Raw genomic sequence first — 19,684 nt, 5'->3', positions numbered from 1 at the left:
CTCAAGCTGCCTGTTTGGCCGTGACGAACGCCGCGAGGCTGGCCACGTTGATAAAGTGATTGCGGGTGTCCTTGGCGTCGGCATCGATCTTGATGCCGTATTTTTTCTGGATCGCCAGGCCCAATTCCAGGGCATCTACCGAATCCAGGCCCAGGCCTTCGCCGAACAGGGTTTGCTCGTTGCCGATGTCGCTGACCTCTATATCTTCCAGGCCCAGGGCCTCGATGATCAGGGTTTTAATGTCGTGCTCAAGGCTGTTGGGGTTGCTCATCTTCGGCGAGCTCCTTAATGAAATAGTGATGCAGGTAATCGTTGAGCTTGCGTGAGGCCTGGGGTGCGGGCCCTTGTAAGGCAAACACCTGTGGGTCTATATCGGCACCCACCTGCAAACTGAAGTGAAAGCGGCGGTGGGGGATGCGATACCAGGGCTCGGCCTTGGTCAGCGTGGTCGGGCTGACCTTGAGCACCACGGGGGTGATGATTGTCGCACCGCGCAGGGCGATGGCGGCGGCCCCGCGATGAAAGGCCGGCGCTGCGCCTGGCACGGTGCGGGTGCCTTCGGGGAAGATAATCAGGGTCTGGCCGTCACGCAGCGCGCCTGCGGCGGCATCGAGCATATCGATGCTGCCGTCGTTGCTGATGTAGCCTGCGTCGCTCACCGGGCCACGGGTGAAGGGGTTTTGCCACAGGCTCTGCTTGACCACGCAATTGGCCTGGCGCACCAGGCCGATCAGCACCACCACGTCGATCAGCGACGGGTGATTGGCGATGATCATCTGCCCGGGACGCCCGAGTTTTTCGGCGCCTTCGACGCTGTAGGTCAGAATGCCGGCGCGGTACATCATGTTGATAAAGAACCAGAACAACCGACCGACGGTCAGCCGCGCGCGGCGCTGGTGTTGCCGGGCGTCACCCGGCAGGCAGCTGAGCAGCGGAAACACCAGCAGGCGCAGGCACAAGCCGCCCAGGCCGAACAGCACGAAGCTGGCCGCCGTGGCGAACAGGCGCCAGTAGTAGGCGTCCCGGGGCTTGTCGGTCAGGGTTTGCGTTGCCAGTTCCATACTCGGTTCTTCCAGGCATGTTGGCAGGCACCTTGCTCGTTGAGCAGGGTGCGCAGCAGGTTCAGGGCGTGGGGCCACTGGGTCTCGGTGGGTTGGACCGTTGCGGTGTGCAGCGCCAGTTGCCATTCGTCGCCTGGGGTCAGCAGCAGGCCCAGGGCGTAGGGAAACGGCACATCATCGATCCAGCGCGCGTAGGCCGGGGGTGGCTGTTCTTCGGTAATCACCAGCAGTACGGCCGGCGCGCCTTCGTTGAGCAGGGCCGCAGCTTCGAGCATGCCGTGCTCCAGGCCGTCGCCTGCCGCTGCCAGGGCGGTCATTTCACTGGTTTCATTGCGCAGGATCGACCATAGGCCAATCACCGCATTGTGTACCGACAGGCTGAACTGGGTGGGCGACAGGGGCTGGTCATTGGCCAGGTCGCTGAGGATATCCAGGGTGCGCGGGGTTTCGCCATGACGCGAGACAAACACCAGCGGCAGGTCCTGCAGGCCTTCGGCCAAGGGCCAGCCGACGCTGAAGGCCATCCGGGCCAGGCGGCTCAGACGCCGGCGCTGCATGGCCGGCAGGAACGACACATCGGGCGCGGCATCGCTTTGGGCCAGCAGCACCGGGGCCTGGCACCAGTCGCGCCAGGCATCCACGCTGTCGAGCCCAGGGGCCCAGGCGCGCCATTGGGCGATGTTGAAATTGATCACTGAGAAGATTTCCCGCCCCTGCGGGCTTCCTTGTGCTGCTGTTTGCCCCGCAATGGCGGGACATGGCGCGATGGCCGAGTGGCGCGCATTATCCCGGTGCGGTGGGGTTCTAGCAAACTTTGGTAAAGAATTGTTCACGAGGTTTTACAAATTCAGCGAAAAGAATCATCGATTGTCCGCCAATGGCTGTGGGTGTCTGGTGTCAGGCAAGTCTTTGCTGGTTGGCGTAATACGAGATAGTTAGGCGGGATTGATCCTCAGATGCTGTAGTACAAGCTTGATCAAGGTAGCGAGCGGGCGCTTTTGCCCTCTACACTCGGGCATTCATTGATACACGGAGGTTTTTCCATGCGGCGCGTGGTGTTCAATCAAAAAGGCGGTGTTGGCAAATCCAGCATCGCCTGCAACCTGGCGGCGGTCAGCGCCAGCGAAGGCTATCGAACCCTGTTGGTGGACCTCGATGCACAGGCCAACTCGACCCAGTACCTGACGGGGCTGACGGGTGACGATATTCCCATGGGCATTGCCGATTTCTTCAAGCAGACCCTGTCATCCGGGCCGTTTTCGAAGAAAAACCAGGTGGATATCTACGAAACCCCATTCGACAACCTGCACGTCATCACCGCCACCGCAGAACTGGCGGACCTGCAGCCCAAGCTTGAGGCCAAGCACAAGATCAACAAGCTACGAAAGCTGCTCGATGAGTTGGCCGAGGATTACGACAGGATTTACCTGGATACGCCGCCGGCCTTGAACTTCTATGCGGTTTCCGCGCTGATTGCCGCTGATCGTGTGTTGATCCCGTTCGATTGCGACAGTTTCTCGCGCCAGGCGCTGTACGGCCTGCTGGCGGAAATCGAAGAACTCAAAGACGACCACAACGAAGGCCTGGAAGTGGAAGGCATCGTGGTCAACCAGTTCCAGGCCCGGGCGAGCCTGCCGCAGCAGATGCTCGACGAGTTGATTGCCGAAGGCCTGCCGGTACTCCCGGTGTACCTGGCCAGCTCGGTGCGCATGCGCGAGTCCCATCAGGAAAGCAAACCGCTGATCCACCTCGACCCGCGCCACAAACTGACCCGCCAGTTCGTGGCGCTGCATAACCTGCTGGAAAACACCTGATCCTCGAGGATGAGCACGCTCGATGTGGGAGCTGGCTTGCCTGCGATGACGGTGTGCCAGCTTGCATATCCATCAAGCTGGCCCTCGCCATCGCGGGCAAGCCCGCTCCTACAGGGTTACACCCCTTGGCTGCGCAACCAGCTCATCAATTGCGGTAACGCAAACGCCCCGCTCTGGCGTGCCACTTCCCGGCCGTTCTTGAACAGGATCAGGGTGGGAATCGAGCGAATCCCCAATTGTGCCGAAAGCTGCTGGTTGGCCTCGCTATCGAGCTTGGCTAGGCGGCACTTGCCCGCCAACTGCCCGGCTGCCTGTTCAAACACCGGCGCAAACGACTTGCACGGCCCGCACCACTGCGCCCACACATCCACCAGCAGCGGCAAGTCGCCCTTGATCTGGCTGGAATAGTCGCCCTGTTTCAGTTCAAACGGTTTGCTCAGCAACACCGGCTGCTTGCAGCGCCCGCACTTTGGGGCATCGCCCAGGCGTTCGTGGGGGATGCGGTTGAGGCCGTTGCAATGAGGGCAGGGGATTACCAGGGGATCGGACATGGTGGGATTCCGTTGAAGTTGCCAATGAACTCTATTTGGAGCCAAGACCGAAATTATCAAGGCTCGGCGGTGGCGACGCATGTGTTCACATTTTTGCCTGTGCGCACGTTTGGCCGCCTACCTAGGCTACGTATGCAAGTTTGAGATTGCACCGCTGGTCTGCTGAGCACCTATCGCATATTGCGATAATTTGATGCCGAGACTAACCTCCATAGCAAGATGCGATAAGGATATTGCATGCGAGTAATCAGTGTGAGACCCATTCGAAATGCCAAGGATAGATGGCCGCACTCAGCCAGTGCTCTGGATGAGTGGTATCGCAAAGTCAGGGTTATTACCCCGGAGGACTTCGCGGCATTGCGATCTGTCTTTCCTTCAGTGGACAACGTCGGGTCGTTGCATGTTTTCAATATCGGTGGCAACAAGCTGCGGCTCATAGCCGTTGTGCGTTACCGCATGCAGCGCCTCTACATTCGGCATGTTCTGGACCATCGCGAATATGAAAAGGGCAAGTGGAAGGAGTGACAGGAAAATGAGCGTATTGATTGAGCAGGCCGTTGAGCACTGGGAATTTGTGTCACCGCTGTTGCGCAAACCCAAAAGCGAGGCTGACTACGATGTGCTGGTCGAGGCCCTCGACGAATTGCTGGATATTGTCGGGGACGACGAAACCCACCCCCTGATGGGGTTGGTGGATATTATCGGCGACTGGGTCGAGGCCTACGATCTGGAGCATTGGCCGATACCCGAGGTGAGTGGTGTCGAAGTGTTGCGGTCAATGATGCAGGAGCACGGTTTGACCCAGAGTGATTTACCGGGCGTAGGTCCTCAATCGGTGGTCTCTGAAATTCTCAGTGGCAAGCGCCAGCTCAACGTGCGACAGATTCGTTGGCTGGCAGAGCACTTTAAAGTGCCTGTGGATATGTTCATCTGAAAAGAGCTATGACGAACAACTGATCTCCAAATGCTTGCCCCAATCGGGCGGTCGCTGCGCGTACTGCTCCATCCCGGCCTGTTCTTCAAACGGCTTGCTCAACACTTCATGCAGCCTGCGCACTTCGCTGTAGTCGCCGGACTCGGCGGCGGTGATGGCGTTCTGGGCTAAGTAGTTGCGCAGAATGTACAGCGGGTTGACGGCGTGCATCCGCGCGCGGCGTTCTGCCTCGCTGTCATTGCCATCCCGCCCAACCCGGGCCTTGTACTCATCGGCCCAGGCATCAAAGCCCGTGCGGTCGACGAAGTCATCGCGCAGGCGTGCCACGGCCAGTGCAGCGGATTCATCCCCCAGCCGGCGGAAGAACAAGGTGTAGTCCACTCCGCTGTTTTGCATCAGTTGCAGCAAGCGTTCTACCAGTTTCTGGTCGTCGTCTTCGGCGGTGGTCAGGCCCAGGCGGCGGCGCATCAGGTCCAGGTAGTGGGCCTGGTACAGCGGCAGGTACAGGCCCAGGGTTTCGCGCAGCGACTCAACGCTGATGTATGGCGTCAATGCCTGGGCCAGGGCGCTGAGGTTCCATTGGCCAATCGGCACCTGGTTGCTGAAGGAGTAGCGGCCTTCGTGATCGGAGTGGTTGCAGATGAAGTGGGCGTCGAAGTCATCCAGGAAGGCAAACGGCCCGAAGTCGAAGGTAATCCCCAGGATCGACATGTTGTCGGTGTTCATCACCCCATGGCAAAAGCCATAAGCCTGCCACTTGGCGATCAGCTCGGCGTTGCGCTCGACAATCTCGCGGAACATCGCTAGGTACGGCTCGGGTTGTTCCTGGCATTGGGCAAAGTGCAACTTCAGCACGTGTTCGGCCAGTTGCTGGTGCAACTCGGTTTTCTGGGTGTAATAGAAGTATTCGAAGTGCCCAAAGCGGATATGGCTCGGTGCCAGGCGCAGGACCATGGCCGCACGTTCCTGTTTTTCGCGCCATACCGGGGTGTCGGAGCCGATCACGCACAGGGCGCGGCTGCTGGGAATGCCCAGGGCGTGCAAGGCTTCGGAGGCGAGAAACTCGCGGATCGAAGAGCGCAGCACTGCACGACCATCACCCATGCGTGAGTAAGGCGTTTGCCCCGCGCCCTTGAGGTGCAAGTCCCAGTGTTCGCCCGCCGCGTTATACACCTCGCCCAGCAGCAAGCCGCGACCATCCCCCAGTTGCGGGTTGTAGGAGCCAAACTGATGCCCCGAATAGACCATCGCCCGTGGTTCGGCCTCGGCCCACAGCTTATGGCCACCGAACAGCTCGGCGAACACTGGCGTCTGGGCGACAGCCGGGTCGAGGTCCAGCAGGGCCATGGCGGCACTGCTCGCCACCACCAGCCGTGGCGCGTCGATGGGCTCGGGTAATACGTGGGTTGAGAAACCATCGCCCAGGCGGGCGAAGCGGTTGTCGAAGGTCAGGTCGTCGAGGGCTTTCACCGGCCATCTCCAGCAGAATGTCCGAGCATTCTGCTGGGGATAACGCGGTTAGTCGAGTTTGGTCGGTGGAGTGGGTTGGGGCGAGCCGTCATTGGCCGGCTTGCTCAAGGGTTCGATTTCCACCAGTTTGTATTCCTGACCGTGCAGGTTCTTCAGGTAAACCTCCATCTGCCGGAACGAAATATTGATGCTCTGCTTCTTGAATTCACGATTGATAAACCGGTTGACCTCATCGATCACCGGGTTACGGTCGCCCAGGTCGCGCACATGCATACGCAACTCGTGGTCGAGGGTGCTTTCGCCGAAATTCAGGAAGTACACGTGGGGTTCCGGGTCTTTCAGCACGCGCGGGTTATCCCTGGCGGCCTTGAGCAACAATTCCTTCACCAGGTCCAGGTCGGAGCCGTAGTCCACGCCGAGCTTGAGGGTGACCCGGGTAATGGTGTCGGTCAGCGACCAGTTGATCAGTTGCCCGGTGATAAAGGTTTTGTTCGGGACAATGATGTCCTTGCGGTCAAAGTCGGTGATGGTGGTGGCGCGGATGCGGATCTTGCTCACCGTGCCCGACAGGTTGCCGATGGTAATGGTGTCGCCGATGCGTACCGGGCGCTCGAACAGGATCATGATGCCGGAGATAAAGTTGGCAAAGATCTCCTGCATGCCGAAGCCCAGGCCCACCGACAGCGCGGCCACCAGCCATTGCAACTTGTCCCAGCTCACCCCGAGGGTCGACAGGGTCGACACAAAACCTACGCCGGCGATCACATACGACAGCAAGGTGGTGGTGGCATAGGCGCTGCCCTGGGCCAGGTCCAGCTTCGACAGCACCAGCACTTCCAGCAGGCCCGGCAGGTTGCGCGCCAGGGCAAAGGTGATGCCGATGATGATCAGCGCGCCGAGCATGTCGCCGATGCTGATGGGCACCATGCTGATATTGGCGCCGGTGCCGCTGGTGTATTCGTACAGGGTGACGTTGTCCAGGTAGGAGAACACCGAGATCAGGTCGGACCAGACCCAGTACAGCGCCGCGATAAAACCACCGAGCAAGGCCAGGCGAATCAGGCGCATGGACTGCTCGTTGACTTGCTCGATATCCAGGGTCGGTTCTTCGATCACCACTTCGCCGTCGCCCGCTTCCTTGGCGGCCTGGCGCTTGGCCAGTGCCCGCGAGTACGCCAGGCGCCGTGCAGCAACGCCCAGGCCACGGACGAAGGTGGCTTCGATCACCAACCAGAACATCAGCAGGTACAGGGTATTGATCAGGCGGTCGCTGAGTTTGAGCGCGGTGTAGTAGTAGCCAAAGCACACGGCGATAAAGAGCGCGATGGGCAGCGCGGTAAACGCGACGCCGACGACCTTGCGAAACAGCGAGGCTTTTTCGTGGGTCGGGCTGTTGAGCAACAGGCGGCTGAGCAGCCAGGCCATCAACCCATAGCAGGTGAGGACCACGGCGATGCCCAGCACATCATCGGCCAAGGCCGCGGGTTGATGCTCGGCGATGGACACCACGGCCACCAGCGCCAGCACTACCAGCCCCAGTTTGCGGATCCAGCCCTGGAGGAATTCGACCTGGGGTTTTTCCCAGCGGAAATGCAATTCGGCCACGCCACCCGGCGCGAGGATCCGGTAGGCGGTGTAGAACACCAGCCACGCCTGGGCGATTTGCACCAGGGCCATGCCCAGGTTGGCGTTCTGCCCACGCGCATCGATTTGCAGGGCGTAGCCGCACAGCGCCAGGCCGAGGGTCACGGGCAAGGCCAGGAGGATATTCACCAGGATCGCGATTGGGGTGTGCCACTGGCTGTCACGCTTGAAGTGACCGATATCCATGTGGATTTTTTTCAGCCGCTCATACAGGTTGCTGCGTCGCCACAGCAGTGCGCCGATCAGCAGCAGCAGGGGCAAAAACAGCAGTGGGCGCTGGGCCAGGCCGTCGTACAGTTCGCTGAGGCTGGAGGCCCAGGGCAGGGTGTCGACTTGTTTGCTCAGGCGGTTGGGCACGCCTTCCAGCCATTCGACGTCCAGCGGTTTGTTGCTGGGGATCCAGAACATCTGTTCGTCGAGGGTCGCGCGCAGGCTGGCGGCGGTGCTGAGCAGTTGCTTCTGGTTCAGTTGCAGGGTGATGGATTCGTTGAGCAGCGAACTCAGTTCCCGGCTCAGGCGTTCGAGCAGGTCGCTACGGGTCACGGCCAGTTCCAGCAGGGTGCGGCGCAGCTGTGGCGTGACCTGGTCCTCTGGCTGGTTGGCCAGCAGGTTGTCGACGTAGGCGCTCGGTGAACTGATCAGTTCGCGTTGCTGGTTGACCTCGAATTGGTACAGGCGAATGTTGGCGATGTCGTCGGCCAGGTCGCGATCGACCTTCAGGCGCGGCAAGGCCTGCTTCTGTTTATAGAGGATCTTCGACAGCAGCAGGCTGCCCTTGAGCACGTTGATCTGCTCGTCCAGGGCCGCATCGCTCTGGGTCACGTTGTCCAGCAGCTGTTTGGTTTGCAGGTTCTGCTGGGTCAGCTCATTGAGCCGGTCAGTGCTTTTGAGCAGGTAGTCGGAGAGCTTCAGGTTGGCTGCGCTTTCCGTAGCCAGCAGGCTGCTGCCGCCGGCCTTCTGTGCTTCGATGGACTGCTGGGTCACGGTCTCTTGGGACTGGGCCAGGCGTTTCTGGTTGATCAGGGTTTGCAGGTCCTGGATTTCCTGCTCCAGGCGCGCGGTTTTTTCCACCGCCAGGTCATGCTGGCTGTTGCCCAGGTCTTGCAATTGGCTGTTGCCGGCCAGTTCCTGGCGGCGCAACGGGATCAAGGCGTTGAGCGCTGCCATTTCGGCGTTCAGCAGGTTGCGCTGATCGCCATTGAGAGGTTTGCCATTGTCCTTGCCGGCCTTGAGGATGCTGTTGATCTGCTGGATGCGCGTCTGGCTGTTGCTGATTTCGGTCTGGGCGCGCTCGGGGCGGGTCTGGGCGGCGATGCTCAGGCTGTTGGCGTCGGCCAACTCTTTTTGCAGGTCGCCTTGCTGGGTGCTGCGTTGCACCAGCAGTTGTTCGAGCTGCGGCACCGGCAGGCTGGCGTAGCGTTGGGCAACCGGGACTACCTTGGTGCCCTTGAGCCGGGCCAGTTCACGGGCGTTTTCCGTGGTCTGGCGTGGCGCATCTTGCAATTGGCGCTTGAGATCGCTCAGACGTTGCTCGTAATCCTGCTTGTTGCCCAGCAACGTCAGGGTCTGCTGCAAAACGTTTTGCAGCGCCTTCATATCGGCGTCGGGCAGCTTGCGATCCGGCAGCTTGTCCAGGGTCTGTTGCACGCTCTCGATGCTTGGCGGATCGGCGGCGAACACGGGGCTGACGCAGAGACTCAGGCCCAGCAGGGCAGTGGCTAAAAAAGTGCGCAGGATTGTCATAGAGACCGGTCGAACAAGATGAAGAATAGGGGGCGTGCTGATGGCCAATGGCACACCGTCGCCCCGCAGTTTAGAGGAAGAGCCCGGGGGCCGGGCGACTTCCTTCGGGGAATCTGACGCCGACTTTGCCGATCTTGTTCCCGTCCATCACGGCGACTGTCCAAATGGTGTTGTTCCACTCCACCTGGTCGCCGACGATGGGCGCGCCACCGACCTTCTGCGTGATGAATTGGCCCAGCGGCATATCCGGATCGATACCGTCGAGCTTGAGCCCGTACAGCGCCGACACCGCGCCCAGTTGGGCGTCGCCTTCGAGCACGAAGTCGCCGAAGAAGCGCAGGTCCAGGCCCCGTTGCGGTGCCTGGCTGAATAGTTTGCCGAGGGCCGCGAGATTGTGTTCATGACCGATCACGCACAGCAGGTCGTCAGCTTCCAACACCGTACTACCCGACGGATGGAGCAGTTGCTGGCCGCGAAACAGGGCGGCGATGCGTGTGCCTTCGGGCATTTTCAGCTCACGCAGGGCGGCGCCGATGCACCATTTTTCGGCACCCAGGCGGTAGACGAACAGCTCCCACTCGCTGGTGACGTGCACTTCCAGGGCGGCCCGGGAAATTGGTGCGGGCTCGGGCGGTACCGTCACTTTCAAAAGCTTGGCCACCCATGGCAGGCTGGTGCCCTGCACCAGCAACGACACCAGCACGATAAAGAACGCCAGGTTGAAATACAGCTGGGCGTGGGGCAGGCCGGCCATCAGCGGGAACACCGCAAGAATGATCGGCACCGCGCCGCGCAGGCCGACCCAGGCGATAAACACTTTTTCGCGGCCATGAAAGGCCTTGAACGGCAGCAGGCCAACCGCCACTGACAGCGGCCGGGCAAACAGGATCATCCACAGCGCAAGGCCCAGGGCCGGCAGGGCGATGGGCAGCAGATCATGGGGCGTGACCAGCAGGCCCAGCACCAGGAACATACCGATCTGCGCCAGCCAGGCCATGCCGTCGAGCATATGCAGGATGCCGTGGCGGCTGCGCACCGGACGGTTGCCGATCACCAGGCCGCACAGGTACACGGCGAGGAAGCCGCTGCCGTGCAGGGCGTTGGTCAGGGCGAAGACGAACAGGCCGCCGGCAATCACCAGGATCGGATACAGGCCGTTGGCCAGGTTGATCCGGTTGACCAGCTGCAGCATCAGCCAGCCGCCGCCCAGGCCGATAATGCCGCCGATGCCGAACTCGCGGATCAGGTGGGTCAACAGGCTCCAGTGCAGGCCAGTCTGGCCGCTGGCGAGCATGTCGATCAGGGTCACGGTGAGGAACACCGCCATTGGGTCGTTGCTGCCGGATTCGATTTCCAGGCTGGCGCTGACCCGTTCGTTCAGGCCCTTGCCGCCCAGCAGCGAGAACACCGCGGCGGCATCGGTGGAGCCGACGATGGCGCCGATCAGCAGGCCCTGGATGATATTGAGGTTAAACAGCCAGGCCGCCGCCATACCGGTGAGGCCGGTGGTTATCAACACCCCCACGGTCGCCAGCGACAGGGCTGGCCACAGTGCCACGCGAAAACTCGCGACCCGCGTGCGCAAGCCGCCATCGAGCAGGATCACTGCCAACGCCAGGTTGCCCACCAGATACGCGGTTGGGTAGTTATCGAAAATGATCCCACCGCCATCGACGCCGGCGATCATGCCCACGGCCAGGATGATCACCAGGATCGGGATCCCCAGGCGGGACGAAAGAGAACTCACCAGAATGCTCGCACTTACCAGCAACGCGCCGATCAAGAACAGGCTGTTGATGGTCGTCGCATTCAAAGGCAGTACTCCGGAAATAAGGCGAGGCGCAGTCTGACCATGCAGTCTGCGTGCCAGCGATTCTAACCTGTGCAATTGCTGCGCTGTCAAAAAGCTTTTCAGGTTTACACATAACCAATGTGGGAGCGGCGGTGCGACGATTCGACTTGCTCGCGAATGCGCTGGATCAGTGATGGATAGGTTGACTGATACACCGCATTCGCGAGCAAGCCCGCTCCCACATTTTGATTGGGGTGTCTGTTAGAGGCGGAAACGCCCCACCATCCCATTCAAATCCACCGCCAGGCGCGACAACTCGCTGCTCGCCGCACTGGTCTGGTTGGCGCCCGTGGCCGATTGCACCGACAGGTCGCGGATGTTCACCAAATTGCGGTCCACTTCCCGCGCCACTTGCGCCTGCTCTTCTGCGGCGCTGGCGATCACCAGGTTGCGCTCGTTGATCTCGATGATCGCGCTATTGATGGTATCCAGGGACATTCCCGCGCCTTTTGCGATATTGAGTGTGGATTCAGCGCGCTCGGTGCTGTTACGCATCGAGTCCACAGCCTGTTCGGTGCCGGCCTGGATACTGCCGATCATCCGCTCGATTTCACTGGTCGATTGCTGGGTGCGATGGGCCAAGGCCCGTACTTCATCGGCAACCACCGCAAAACCACGCCCGGCTTCCCCGGCACGTGCGGCTTCGATAGCGGCGTTCAGGGCCAGCAGGTTGGTCTGGTCGGCCAGGCCACGAATCACATCCAGCACCTTGCCGATATCCCGCGACTCTTCGGCCAGGGCGCCGATCAGCGTGGCGGTGCCCTGCACATCGGCGCTCATGCGTTCGATGGCGCTGACGGTTTCCTGCACCAGGTCGCGACCGTCGCCTGCAGAGGTCGTGGCGTTTTTCGAGGCTTCGGAAGTGCTGACCGCATTGCGTGCGACTTCTTCGACGGCGCTGGTCATCTCGTTGACGGCGGTGGCCGCCTGCTCGATCTCATTGTTTTGCTGGGTCAGGCCACGGGCGCTTTCGTCGGTGACGGCGTTCAGCTCTTCGGCAGCCGAGGCCAGTTGGGTGGCCGAGCCGGAAATGCGCTGCAGGGTGTCGCGCAACTTCTCCTGCATTTTATTCATCGCGCGCAACAGGCGGCCGGCTTCGTCATCGCCATCGACCTTGATCGGCTGGGTCAGGTTGCCCTCGGCAATGTTCTCGGCGGCGTCCAGGGCCTGGGCGATGGGCAGGGTGATGCTGCGGGTCAGCAGCCAGGCAAACAGCACGGTCAGTGCGGTGGACAGCACCAGCAGGGCCACTACCAGGTCAAAGGCCGAGTCATATTGATCGGCAGCCTTTTGGTTGGTGGCATTGGCCATGCTGTTGTTGAGGTCCAGCAGGTGCATGAGGGCCGCGTTGACCTGCTCGGAGTTGTTCAGCAATTGCGTGTTGAGCAGGGTGCGCAGTTCTTCTATCTGGTTGTTGCGCGACAGGCTCTTCATCCGCTCTTCAATCTGGTAGTACTGGCCCAGCAGACGTACGTACTCGTCGTAGGCCGAGCGTTCCTCGCGGCTTTCGATCAGTTTTTCATAAGTGCTCTGTGCCGTACGAATCTGCTGGTTGCGCAGTTCAAAGGCTTCCAGGGTCTTCTGTTGCACGTCTGGCTCGCGGTTGGTCAGCAGGCGATAAGACAGGACACGCAGGCGCAGGGTCAGTTGGGTAAAGTCCTCGAGGGCGCGAATGCTCGGCACGCTGCTCTGGGTGATGTCTTCGGCGGCCCCACGGATTTTGCTCATCTGGTTCAGCGCAAAAATACCGAGAAACAACATCAGCGCACCAATGCACGCGAAGCCGAGAAACGCGCGCGGCGCGATATTCATATTACGAAGAGACATGAGTGGTCCTGGGAGAGGCGCGATCCGTGCGGCTTTGAGGCGGGGTAAGCAAGACCTATCGGACATGCGACCAAAGTCTTGAGGGGCTGTGCGCTTTTGTCGCACCCGGCGCGGATTGGAATGGATTCAGGAACCAGATGGCGTAAATGCAGTCACTAAGGCTCCACAGCGTGGCCTGACCCGTGAAATCGGGGCTGCGCGCCAGGATAACCCTGGCTTCCACGGTGAATTTTCTTTATCGTCACCTCCCTTTGAAAAAGCCCGAGAATTCAAAATGTTAGAAACATCCCTCAGCCAACTGGAACAACTGGTCAGTGACCTGGTGCAGCAGAATCAAGCATTGCTGGGCACCAACGAATCCCTCAAGGCAGAACTGGCTCGCGCCAAGGATGAGAACGACAGCCTGCAACTGAACCTGATGGAACAGGAAGAAAAGCAGGGCGCCACCGCGGCCCGTATCCAGGCGTTGGTTGAGCGTGTGAGCGCAGGTCCTGTGAGCGCATGAGTGAAGGGATAAAGGTCGTTTCGATTCTCGGTGAGGATTACTCGATCAAGGCACCGGACGGGGAAGACAACACCCTGCTCAAAGCCGTGACCATGCTCAAGGCGTCCTTGGCCACCACCAAGCAGAAGTACCCGACCCTGATCGGCGACAAACTGCTGGTGCTGGCGGCGCTGAATCTATGTGCCGAGCAGATCGAGATGCAGCAGCGTCACCAGCAGGAACTCGACCGTTACCAAGAGCAAGTCAGCGCCACGGTCGATGTGATTTCCAAGGCCATCGGCCAGCCCTGATCAGAACCATTCATCCTGCATGGCCAGGCACGTATCGTCCCGTGCCTGCAGGATCGACAGTTCATGATGGCAGCCCGGTATCTCCCAGGTCAGGAAGTACCGGGCCGCTTGCAGCTTGCCTTTATAGAAAGCCACATCCGCCGCGTTGCCTTTGGCCAAGCCTTCTTCGGCGCGGATCGCCTGTTCCAGCCAGCGCCAACCAATCACCGTATGCCCAAACACTTTCAGGTACAGCGCCGAGTTCGCCAGGCTGCTGTTGACCTTGCCCTGGGCGAGATCCGTCAACAGCCCCAGGGTGACGCTTTGCAGGCGCGTCACCAACTGCTCCAGCGGCTCGCGCATGGCCGTGAGTGACGGATATTCCTGGGCCCGTGCGCCGGTCTCAGCGATCAGGCGAATCAACTGCTTCAAACCCGCGCCGCCGTTTTGCGCGAGCTTGCGCCCCAGCAGATCCAGGGACTGGATGCCGTGGGTACCTTCGTGGATCGGGTTCAGGCGGTTGTCGCGGTAGTACTGCTCCACCGGGTATTCGCGGGTGTAGCCGTGGCCGCCGAGAATCTGGATCGCCAATTCGTTGGCCTTCAGGCAGAACTCCGAGGGCCAGGACTTGACGATCGGGGTCAGCAGGTCCAGCAACTCATGGGCCTGCCTGCGTCCGGTTTCGCTGTCCAGGGTGGTGGTGTCATCGAACAGCCGCGCGGCGTACAGGCCCAGGTCGAAGGCACCTTCCACATAGGCTTTTTGCGTGAGCAGCATGCGCTTGATATCGGCGTGCTGGATGATCGATACCGGTGCGGTGTTCGGGTCCTTGCTGTCGGGCAGACGGCCTTGCGGACGTTCCCGGGCGTACTCCAGGGAATACAGGTAACCGGCGTAGCCCAGCATCACCGCGCCCATGCCGACGCCAATCCGCGCTTCGTTCATCATCTGGAACATACAGGCCAGGCCCTGGTGTGGCTTGCCCACCAGATAGCCGACACACTCGCCGTTATCGCCGAAGTTCAACGCCGTGGAGGTGGTGCCGCGCCAGCCCATCTTGTGGAACAGCCCGGCCAGCAACACATCGTTGCGCGGGCCCAGGCTGCCGTCATCGTTGACCAGGAACTTGGGCACGATAAACAGAGAAATACCCTTCACCCCGGCCGGTGCGTCCGGCAGTTTGGCCAAGACCATATGCACGATGTTTTCCGACAGCGGATGATCGCCGCCGGAGATAAAGATCTTGTTGCCCTTGAGCCGGTACGTGCCATCCGCCGCCGGCTCGGCGCGGGTGCGAATGTCCGACAGCGACGAGCCGGCATGGGGCTCGGTCAAGGCCATGGTGCCGAAGAAGCGGCCTTCGATCATCGGTTGCAGAAAGCGTTGCTTCTGCTCCTCGGTGCCAAAACTCTCGATCAGATTGGCCGCGCCCATGGTCAGGAACGGGTAGGAGGTAGATGCCGCATTGGCTGACTGAAAGTGCGCAAAGCAGGCCTGGGACAGCAGCGTCGGCAGTTGCATGCCACCGGCTTCGAAACTGCGGGCGGCATTGAGAAAGCCCGCTTCGAGAAAGGCGTCGACGGCAGGTTTCACTTCCGGGATCAGGATCGCCTGGCCGTCTTCGTAGCGCGGTTCGTTCTCGTCACCCTTGCGGTTGTGAGGGGCGAAGTACTTTTCGGCGATGCTGCGCGCAGTACCAATGGCGGCGTCGAAGGTTTCGCGATTATGTTCGGCAAACCGCTCACGCTGGGTCAGGCCCTCGGCATCGAGGACTTCATACAGCTCGAAAGCCAGATTGCGGGAACTGAGGAGCGTCTCGGACATGGCGGCTTACCTATGTGGGAATAGGCCGGAGTCTAAGTGCGTAAATAAAGACGCGATAGCAAGATTGATCTGGGTGATGGAGCAGCAAAACACAGCGTAAAGGTCTGACGCGGTCAATGTAGGAGCTGGCTTGCCTGCGATGGCCATCGCAGGCAAGCCAGCTCCTACATTTATCCGGTTTCGACAGATGCAATGCAGTGGGGCACCCATTGCAGGTGCCCCACTTTGGCAGTGATCAGCCGATCGTCATCAAGCTCGCGTTACCACCGGCCGCAGCGGTGTTGACGCTCAACGCGCGCTCGATCACCAAACGCTCCAGCGCAATGTTGGTTTCGCCCGAAGACAGGCCATTGACCCCGACAATCGCGCCGCTGCGCTGGGCCACTTGTTGGCAAACCCCACGCAGTTGGTCGGAATCGCCATGGTGCAGGACCGCATCGAAGATCACTTCGTCCTTGGTCCAGTCGGCCACACGCTGGATCTTCGCCTGAACTTCCTTCGGCAACCGTGGGAACAGCGCCTTGGTCAGGTCAGATTCCGGCCACACCGCCGAGCTACCCACAGCTAGTACGGCCGCCAGTTGTGCCAGCAGATCGCCTTCCACTTCTGCCAGGCACAGTACGTGCTCGCGGGGCAGGATGGCGTAGCTGTTGCGTTCGCCGGTCGGGCCGGCCAGCAGGCGGGTGACACCGCTTTGCGATTGCGCGGCAAACTGGCTGCACAGCACGCTCAGGTCGCTGAACTTATTACTTTCGGCCCAGGTTTTCAGGGCGGTCAACGGTTGGCTCATGGCGTCACGCAGGCGTACATCCGGCGCGGCCAGTGCGTCACCACGCACGAAGGATTGCTCGATCGCATCGGTAGGACGGGTCGACAGCAGGCGGTACAGGTACAGCGGGCCACCGGCTTTCGGACCGGTACCCGACAAGCCTTCGCCGCCGAATGGCTGCACGCCGACCACGGCACCAACGATATTGCGGTTGACGTAGACGTTACCGGCATGGACGTTGTCGATCACCTTGGCGATGGTCTCGTCGATACGGGTGTGCACGCCCAGAGTCAGGCCGTAGCCCGAGGCATTGATCTGGCCGATCAACTGGTCGATTTCCTTGCGCTTGTAGCGCACCACGTGCAGCACCGGACCGAAGATCTCCCGTTGCAGCTCGTCGAAGCTTTCCAGCTCGATCAGGGTTGGCATCACGAAGGTGCCGCGCTTGATTTCTTCGCTGTCGGCAATCGCTACCTGGTACACGCTGCGGCCTTTGTCGCGCATGGCCTGGATGTGTTTCTCGATGCCAGCCTTGGCTTCGGCGTCGATCACCGGGCCGATATCCACGGACAGGCGCTCCGGGTTGCCCAGACGGCATTCCGCCATGGCACCCTTGAGCATTTCGATGACGCGGTCTGCCGAATCTTCCTGCAGGCACAGTACGCGCAGGGCCGAGCAACGCTGGCCGGCACTGTCGAAGGCCGAGGAGACGACGTCGATCACTACCTGCTCGGTCAGGGCCGAGGAGTCGACGATCATCGCGTTCTGGCCACCGGTTTCGGCGATCAGCGGGATTGGGCGGCCCTGGGCATCCAGGCGACCGGCAACGTTACGCTGCAGCAGGCGCGCCACTTCGGTGGAACCGGTGAACATCACGCCTTTGACGCGATCATCACCCACCAGGCGGGCACCGACGCTTTCGCCTTGGCCCGGCAGCAGTTGCAGCACGCCTTGCGGAATACCGGCTTCCAGCAGCAGACGCACGGCTTGCGCGGCGACCAGCGGGGTTTGTTCGGCCGGCTTGGCCAGTACCGGGTTACCGGCGGCCAGTGCAGCGGCGACTTGGCCGCTGAAGATCGCCAGCGGGAAGTTCCACGGGCTGATGCAGACCACCGGGCCCAGTGGGCGGTGGGCATCGTTGGTGAAATCGTTACGCGCCTGCACGGCGTAGTAGCGCAGGAAATCCACGGCTTCACGCACTTCGGCGATGGCGTTGGCGAAGGTCTTGCCGGCTTCACGGGCCAGCAGGCCCATCAGTGGCTGGATCTCGCCTTCCATCAAGTCCGCGGCACGTTCCAGGATCGCGGCGCGCTCGGCCGGTGGAGTGGCCTGCCAGATCGGAGCGGCATTGAGGGCGCACTGGATCGCATTGTCGACGTCTTCGACGGTGGCTTCCTGGACATGGCCGACCACATCACGCAGGTCGGAGGGGTTCAGCACCGGCGCAGCGGGTTCATCGCTGGAGGCGCAACCGAGCATCGGCGCGGCTTTCCAGTTGTTGTGCGCGGTAGCCAGCAACGCGCAGGACAGCGACGCCAGGCGGTGTTCGTTGGCCAGGTCGATGCCGGCCGAGTTGGCGCGGTCGCTGCCATACAGGTCACGCGGCAGTGGGATACGCGGGTGCGGCAGGCCGAAGCCGCCTTCCAGCGTCGCCATCTGCTCGATGCTGGCCACTGGATCGGCCACCAGCTCCTGGATCGAGATGGATTGGTCGGCGATACGGTTGACGAACGAGGTGTTGGCGCCGTTTTCCAGCAGGCGACGCACTAGGTAGGCCAGCAGTGTTTCGTGGGTACCGACCGGAGCGTACACACGGCACGGACGGTTCAGCTTGCCTTCGGAGACCTTGCCTACAACCTGTTCGTACAGCGGTTCACCCATGCCGTGCAGGCACTGGAACTCGTACTGGCCGGGGTAATAGTTCTGGCCGGCAATATGGTAGATGGCCGACAAGGTGTGGGCGTTATGCGTGGCGAACTGCGGGTAGATGACTTCCGGTACCGACAGCAGCTTGCGTGCGCAGGCGATGTAGGAAACGTCGGTGTACACCTTGCGGGTGTAGACCGGGTAGCCTTCCAGGCCCTCGACCTGGGCGCGCTTGATTTCGCTGTCCCAGTACGCGCCTTTTACCAGGCGGATCATCAGGCGGTGACGGCTGCGGCGGGCCAGATCGATCACGTAGTCGATCACGTACGGGCAGCGCTTCTGGTACGCCTGGATCACGAAACCGATGCCGTTCCAGCCGGTCAGTTGCGGCTCGAAGCACAGGCGCTCGAGCAGGTCCAGGGACAGTTCCAGACGGTCGGCTTCTTCGGCATCGATGTTCAGGCCGATGTCATATTGCTTGGCCAGCAGGGTCAGGGACAGCAGGCGCGGGTACAACTCGTCCATCACGCGCTCGTACTGGGCGCGGCTGTAGCGAGGGTGCAGGGCCGACAGCTTGATGGAAATGCCCGGGCCTTCATAAATCCCACGGCCATGGGAGGCTTTGCCGATGGAGTGAATAGCTTGTTCGTACGAGGCCAGGTATTTCTGGGCGTCGTGTTCGGTGAGTGCGGCTTCACCGAGCATGTCGTAGGAGTAGCGGAAGCCCTTGGCTTCGAACTTGCTCGCGTTGGCCAGGGCTTCGGCGATGGTTTCGCCGGTGACGAACTGCTCGCCCATCAGGCGCATGGCCATGTCGACGCCCTTGCGGATCATCGGCTCGCCGCTCTTGCCGATGATGCGGCTCAGGGACGAGGTCAGGCCGGCCTCGTTATGGGTGGCGACCAGTTTGCCGGTCAGCAGCAGGCCCCAAGTGGCCGCGTTGACGAACAGCGATGGGCTGTTGCCCAGGTGCGGATGCCAGTTGCCGGTGCTGATCTTGTCGCGGATCAGTGCGTCCCGGGTGCCCTTGTCGGGGATACGCAGCAGGGCTTCGGCCAGGCACATCAGTGCCACGCCTTCCTGGGACGACAGGGAGAATTCTTGCAGCAGACCCTGGACGATCCCGGCACGGCCGCCAGCGCTCTTCTGGTTGCGCAGTTTTTCGGCAATCGAGGCGGCCAGCTTGTTGGTGGCTTCGGCCATCTGGGCCGGCAGGCGGGCCTGCTCGATCAGCATCGGCACGACTTCCGGCTCGGGGCGGCGGTAAGCGGCGGTGATCGATGCACGTAGTACCGATTGCGGCAGGATGCTTTCGGCAAATTCGAGGAAGCATTGGTGGGCGTGGTCGTTCTGCACCTCACCGGCGTCGTCTGCGTCCTTGATGCCCGAGCCGTTGAGCTCGGTCAGGGTTGCACCACCCTCGAGTTTCTCCAGGTAATTGAAAATTGCCTGCTTGATCAGCCAGTGCGGCGTGCGATCAATGGAGGTCGCGGCGGCCTTCAGGCGTTCGCGGGTCGGGTCATCGAGTTTGACCCCAAGGGTGGTCGTAGCCATA

At 61.2% G+C, this 19,684-nt stretch carries 15 protein-coding genes; 5 read left to right on the top strand and 10 right to left on the bottom strand.

The features are described from left to right. Nucleotide 1: 1 nt before the first annotated feature. The 3 genes from HBO09_RS03600 to HBO09_RS03590 are packed head-to-tail and all read right to left on the bottom strand — an operon-like array spanning nt 2 to nt 1,756. Nucleotides 2-271, bottom strand: coding sequence for a phosphopantetheine-binding protein (locus HBO09_RS03600; RefSeq protein WP_169992098.1), 270 nt, complete (start codon nt 269-271; stop codon nt 2-4). After that, the gene (locus HBO09_RS03595; protein WP_169992100.1) at nt 249-1,061 is read right to left on the bottom strand and encodes a lysophospholipid acyltransferase family protein; all 813 of its coding nucleotides are present in this window, start codon (nt 1,059-1,061) and stop codon (nt 249-251) included. The genes HBO09_RS03600 and HBO09_RS03595 overlap by 23 nt, the downstream gene beginning before the upstream one ends. Then, on the bottom strand, nt 1,037-1,756 hold the full coding sequence (locus tag HBO09_RS03590; protein WP_169992102.1) for a beta-ketoacyl synthase chain length factor: 720 nt from the start codon (nt 1,754-1,756) through the stop codon (nt 1,037-1,039). Before HBO09_RS03590 ends, HBO09_RS03595 begins: the two co-directional genes overlap by 25 nt. Before the next feature lie 348 nt (nt 1,757-2,104). Here HBO09_RS03590 and HBO09_RS03585 point away from each other — a divergent pair, with 348 nt between their 5' ends. Next, nucleotides 2,105-2,875: a ParA family protein gene (locus HBO09_RS03585; protein WP_169992104.1), complete on the top strand. Its 771-nt coding sequence runs from the start codon at nt 2,105-2,107 to the stop codon at nt 2,873-2,875. A gap of 116 nt (nt 2,876-2,991) precedes the next feature. Here HBO09_RS03585 and trxC read toward each other — a convergent pair whose 3' ends face one another. After that, a complete protein-coding gene (trxC, locus tag HBO09_RS03580; RefSeq protein WP_169992106.1) occupies nt 2,992-3,426 on the bottom strand; it encodes a thioredoxin TrxC in 435 nt (144 codons plus the stop codon). 237 nt (nt 3,427-3,663) lie between these two features. Between trxC and HBO09_RS03575 the strand changes: the two genes are divergently transcribed. Both HBO09_RS03575 and HBO09_RS03570 read left to right on the top strand, forming a co-directional pair. Further along, complete coding sequence (locus HBO09_RS03575; RefSeq protein WP_169992108.1) at nt 3,664-3,951, top strand: type II toxin-antitoxin system HigB family toxin; 288 nt, start codon at nt 3,664-3,666, stop codon at nt 3,949-3,951. Between the two features lie 7 nt (nt 3,952-3,958). Continuing rightward, a complete protein-coding gene (locus HBO09_RS03570; RefSeq protein WP_029299232.1) occupies nt 3,959-4,360 on the top strand; it encodes a transcriptional regulator in 402 nt (133 codons plus the stop codon). Nucleotides 4,361-4,366: 6 nt separating this feature from the next. Here HBO09_RS03570 and HBO09_RS03565 read toward each other — a convergent pair whose 3' ends face one another. The 4 genes from HBO09_RS03565 to HBO09_RS03550 form a co-directional block, all read right to left on the bottom strand. After that, on the bottom strand, nt 4,367-5,830 hold the full coding sequence (locus HBO09_RS03565; RefSeq protein ID WP_169992110.1) for a protein adenylyltransferase SelO: 1,464 nt from the start codon (nt 5,828-5,830) through the stop codon (nt 4,367-4,369). A 48-nt stretch (nt 5,831-5,878) separates the two neighbouring features. Continuing rightward, entirely contained in the window at nt 5,879-9,217 is a 3,339-nt protein-coding gene (gene mscK, locus HBO09_RS03560) for a mechanosensitive channel MscK (protein WP_169992113.1), read from the bottom strand. A gap of 70 nt (nt 9,218-9,287) precedes the next feature. Further along, nucleotides 9,288-11,030 carry a potassium/proton antiporter gene (locus tag HBO09_RS03555; protein ID WP_169992115.1) on the bottom strand — a complete coding sequence of 581 codons (1,743 nt, stop codon included), beginning with the start codon at nt 11,028-11,030 and terminating at the stop codon, nt 9,288-9,290. Between the two features lie 240 nt (nt 11,031-11,270). Further along, nucleotides 11,271-12,896, bottom strand: a complete 1,626-nt coding sequence (locus HBO09_RS03550; RefSeq protein WP_169992117.1) for a methyl-accepting chemotaxis protein — start codon at nt 12,894-12,896, stop codon at nt 11,271-11,273. A gap of 274 nt (nt 12,897-13,170) precedes the next feature. Between HBO09_RS03550 and HBO09_RS03545 the strand changes: the two genes are divergently transcribed. After that, nucleotides 13,171-13,401, top strand: coding sequence for a hypothetical protein (locus HBO09_RS03545; RefSeq protein WP_029299225.1), 231 nt, complete (start codon nt 13,171-13,173; stop codon nt 13,399-13,401). Further along, entirely contained in the window at nt 13,398-13,691 is a 294-nt protein-coding gene (locus HBO09_RS03540; RefSeq protein WP_169992119.1) for a cell division protein ZapA, read from the top strand. Before HBO09_RS03545 ends, HBO09_RS03540 begins: the two co-directional genes overlap by 4 nt. On the opposite strand, the gene HBO09_RS03535 is transcribed toward HBO09_RS03540, so the two are convergent. Then, the gene (locus tag HBO09_RS03535; protein WP_169992121.1) at nt 13,692-15,494 is read right to left on the bottom strand and encodes an acyl-CoA dehydrogenase; all 1,803 of its coding nucleotides are present in this window, start codon (nt 15,492-15,494) and stop codon (nt 13,692-13,694) included. 235 nt (nt 15,495-15,729) lie between these two features. Beyond that, nucleotides 15,730-19,683, bottom strand: a complete 3,954-nt coding sequence (gene putA, locus HBO09_RS03530) for a trifunctional transcriptional regulator/proline dehydrogenase/L-glutamate gamma-semialdehyde dehydrogenase (RefSeq protein WP_169992123.1) — start codon at nt 19,681-19,683, stop codon at nt 15,730-15,732. Between the last annotated feature and the right edge of the window lies 1 nt (nt 19,684).

Origin of the sequence: Pseudomonas sp. WS 5027 (assembly GCF_012985695.1) — a bacterium.
GTDB classification, from domain to species: Bacteria; Pseudomonadota; Gammaproteobacteria; order Pseudomonadales; family Pseudomonadaceae; genus Aquipseudomonas; species Aquipseudomonas hygromyciniae.
The sequence above is the reverse complement of the archived record's forward strand: the minus strand, read 5'-3'. Positions and strand labels throughout refer to the sequence as shown.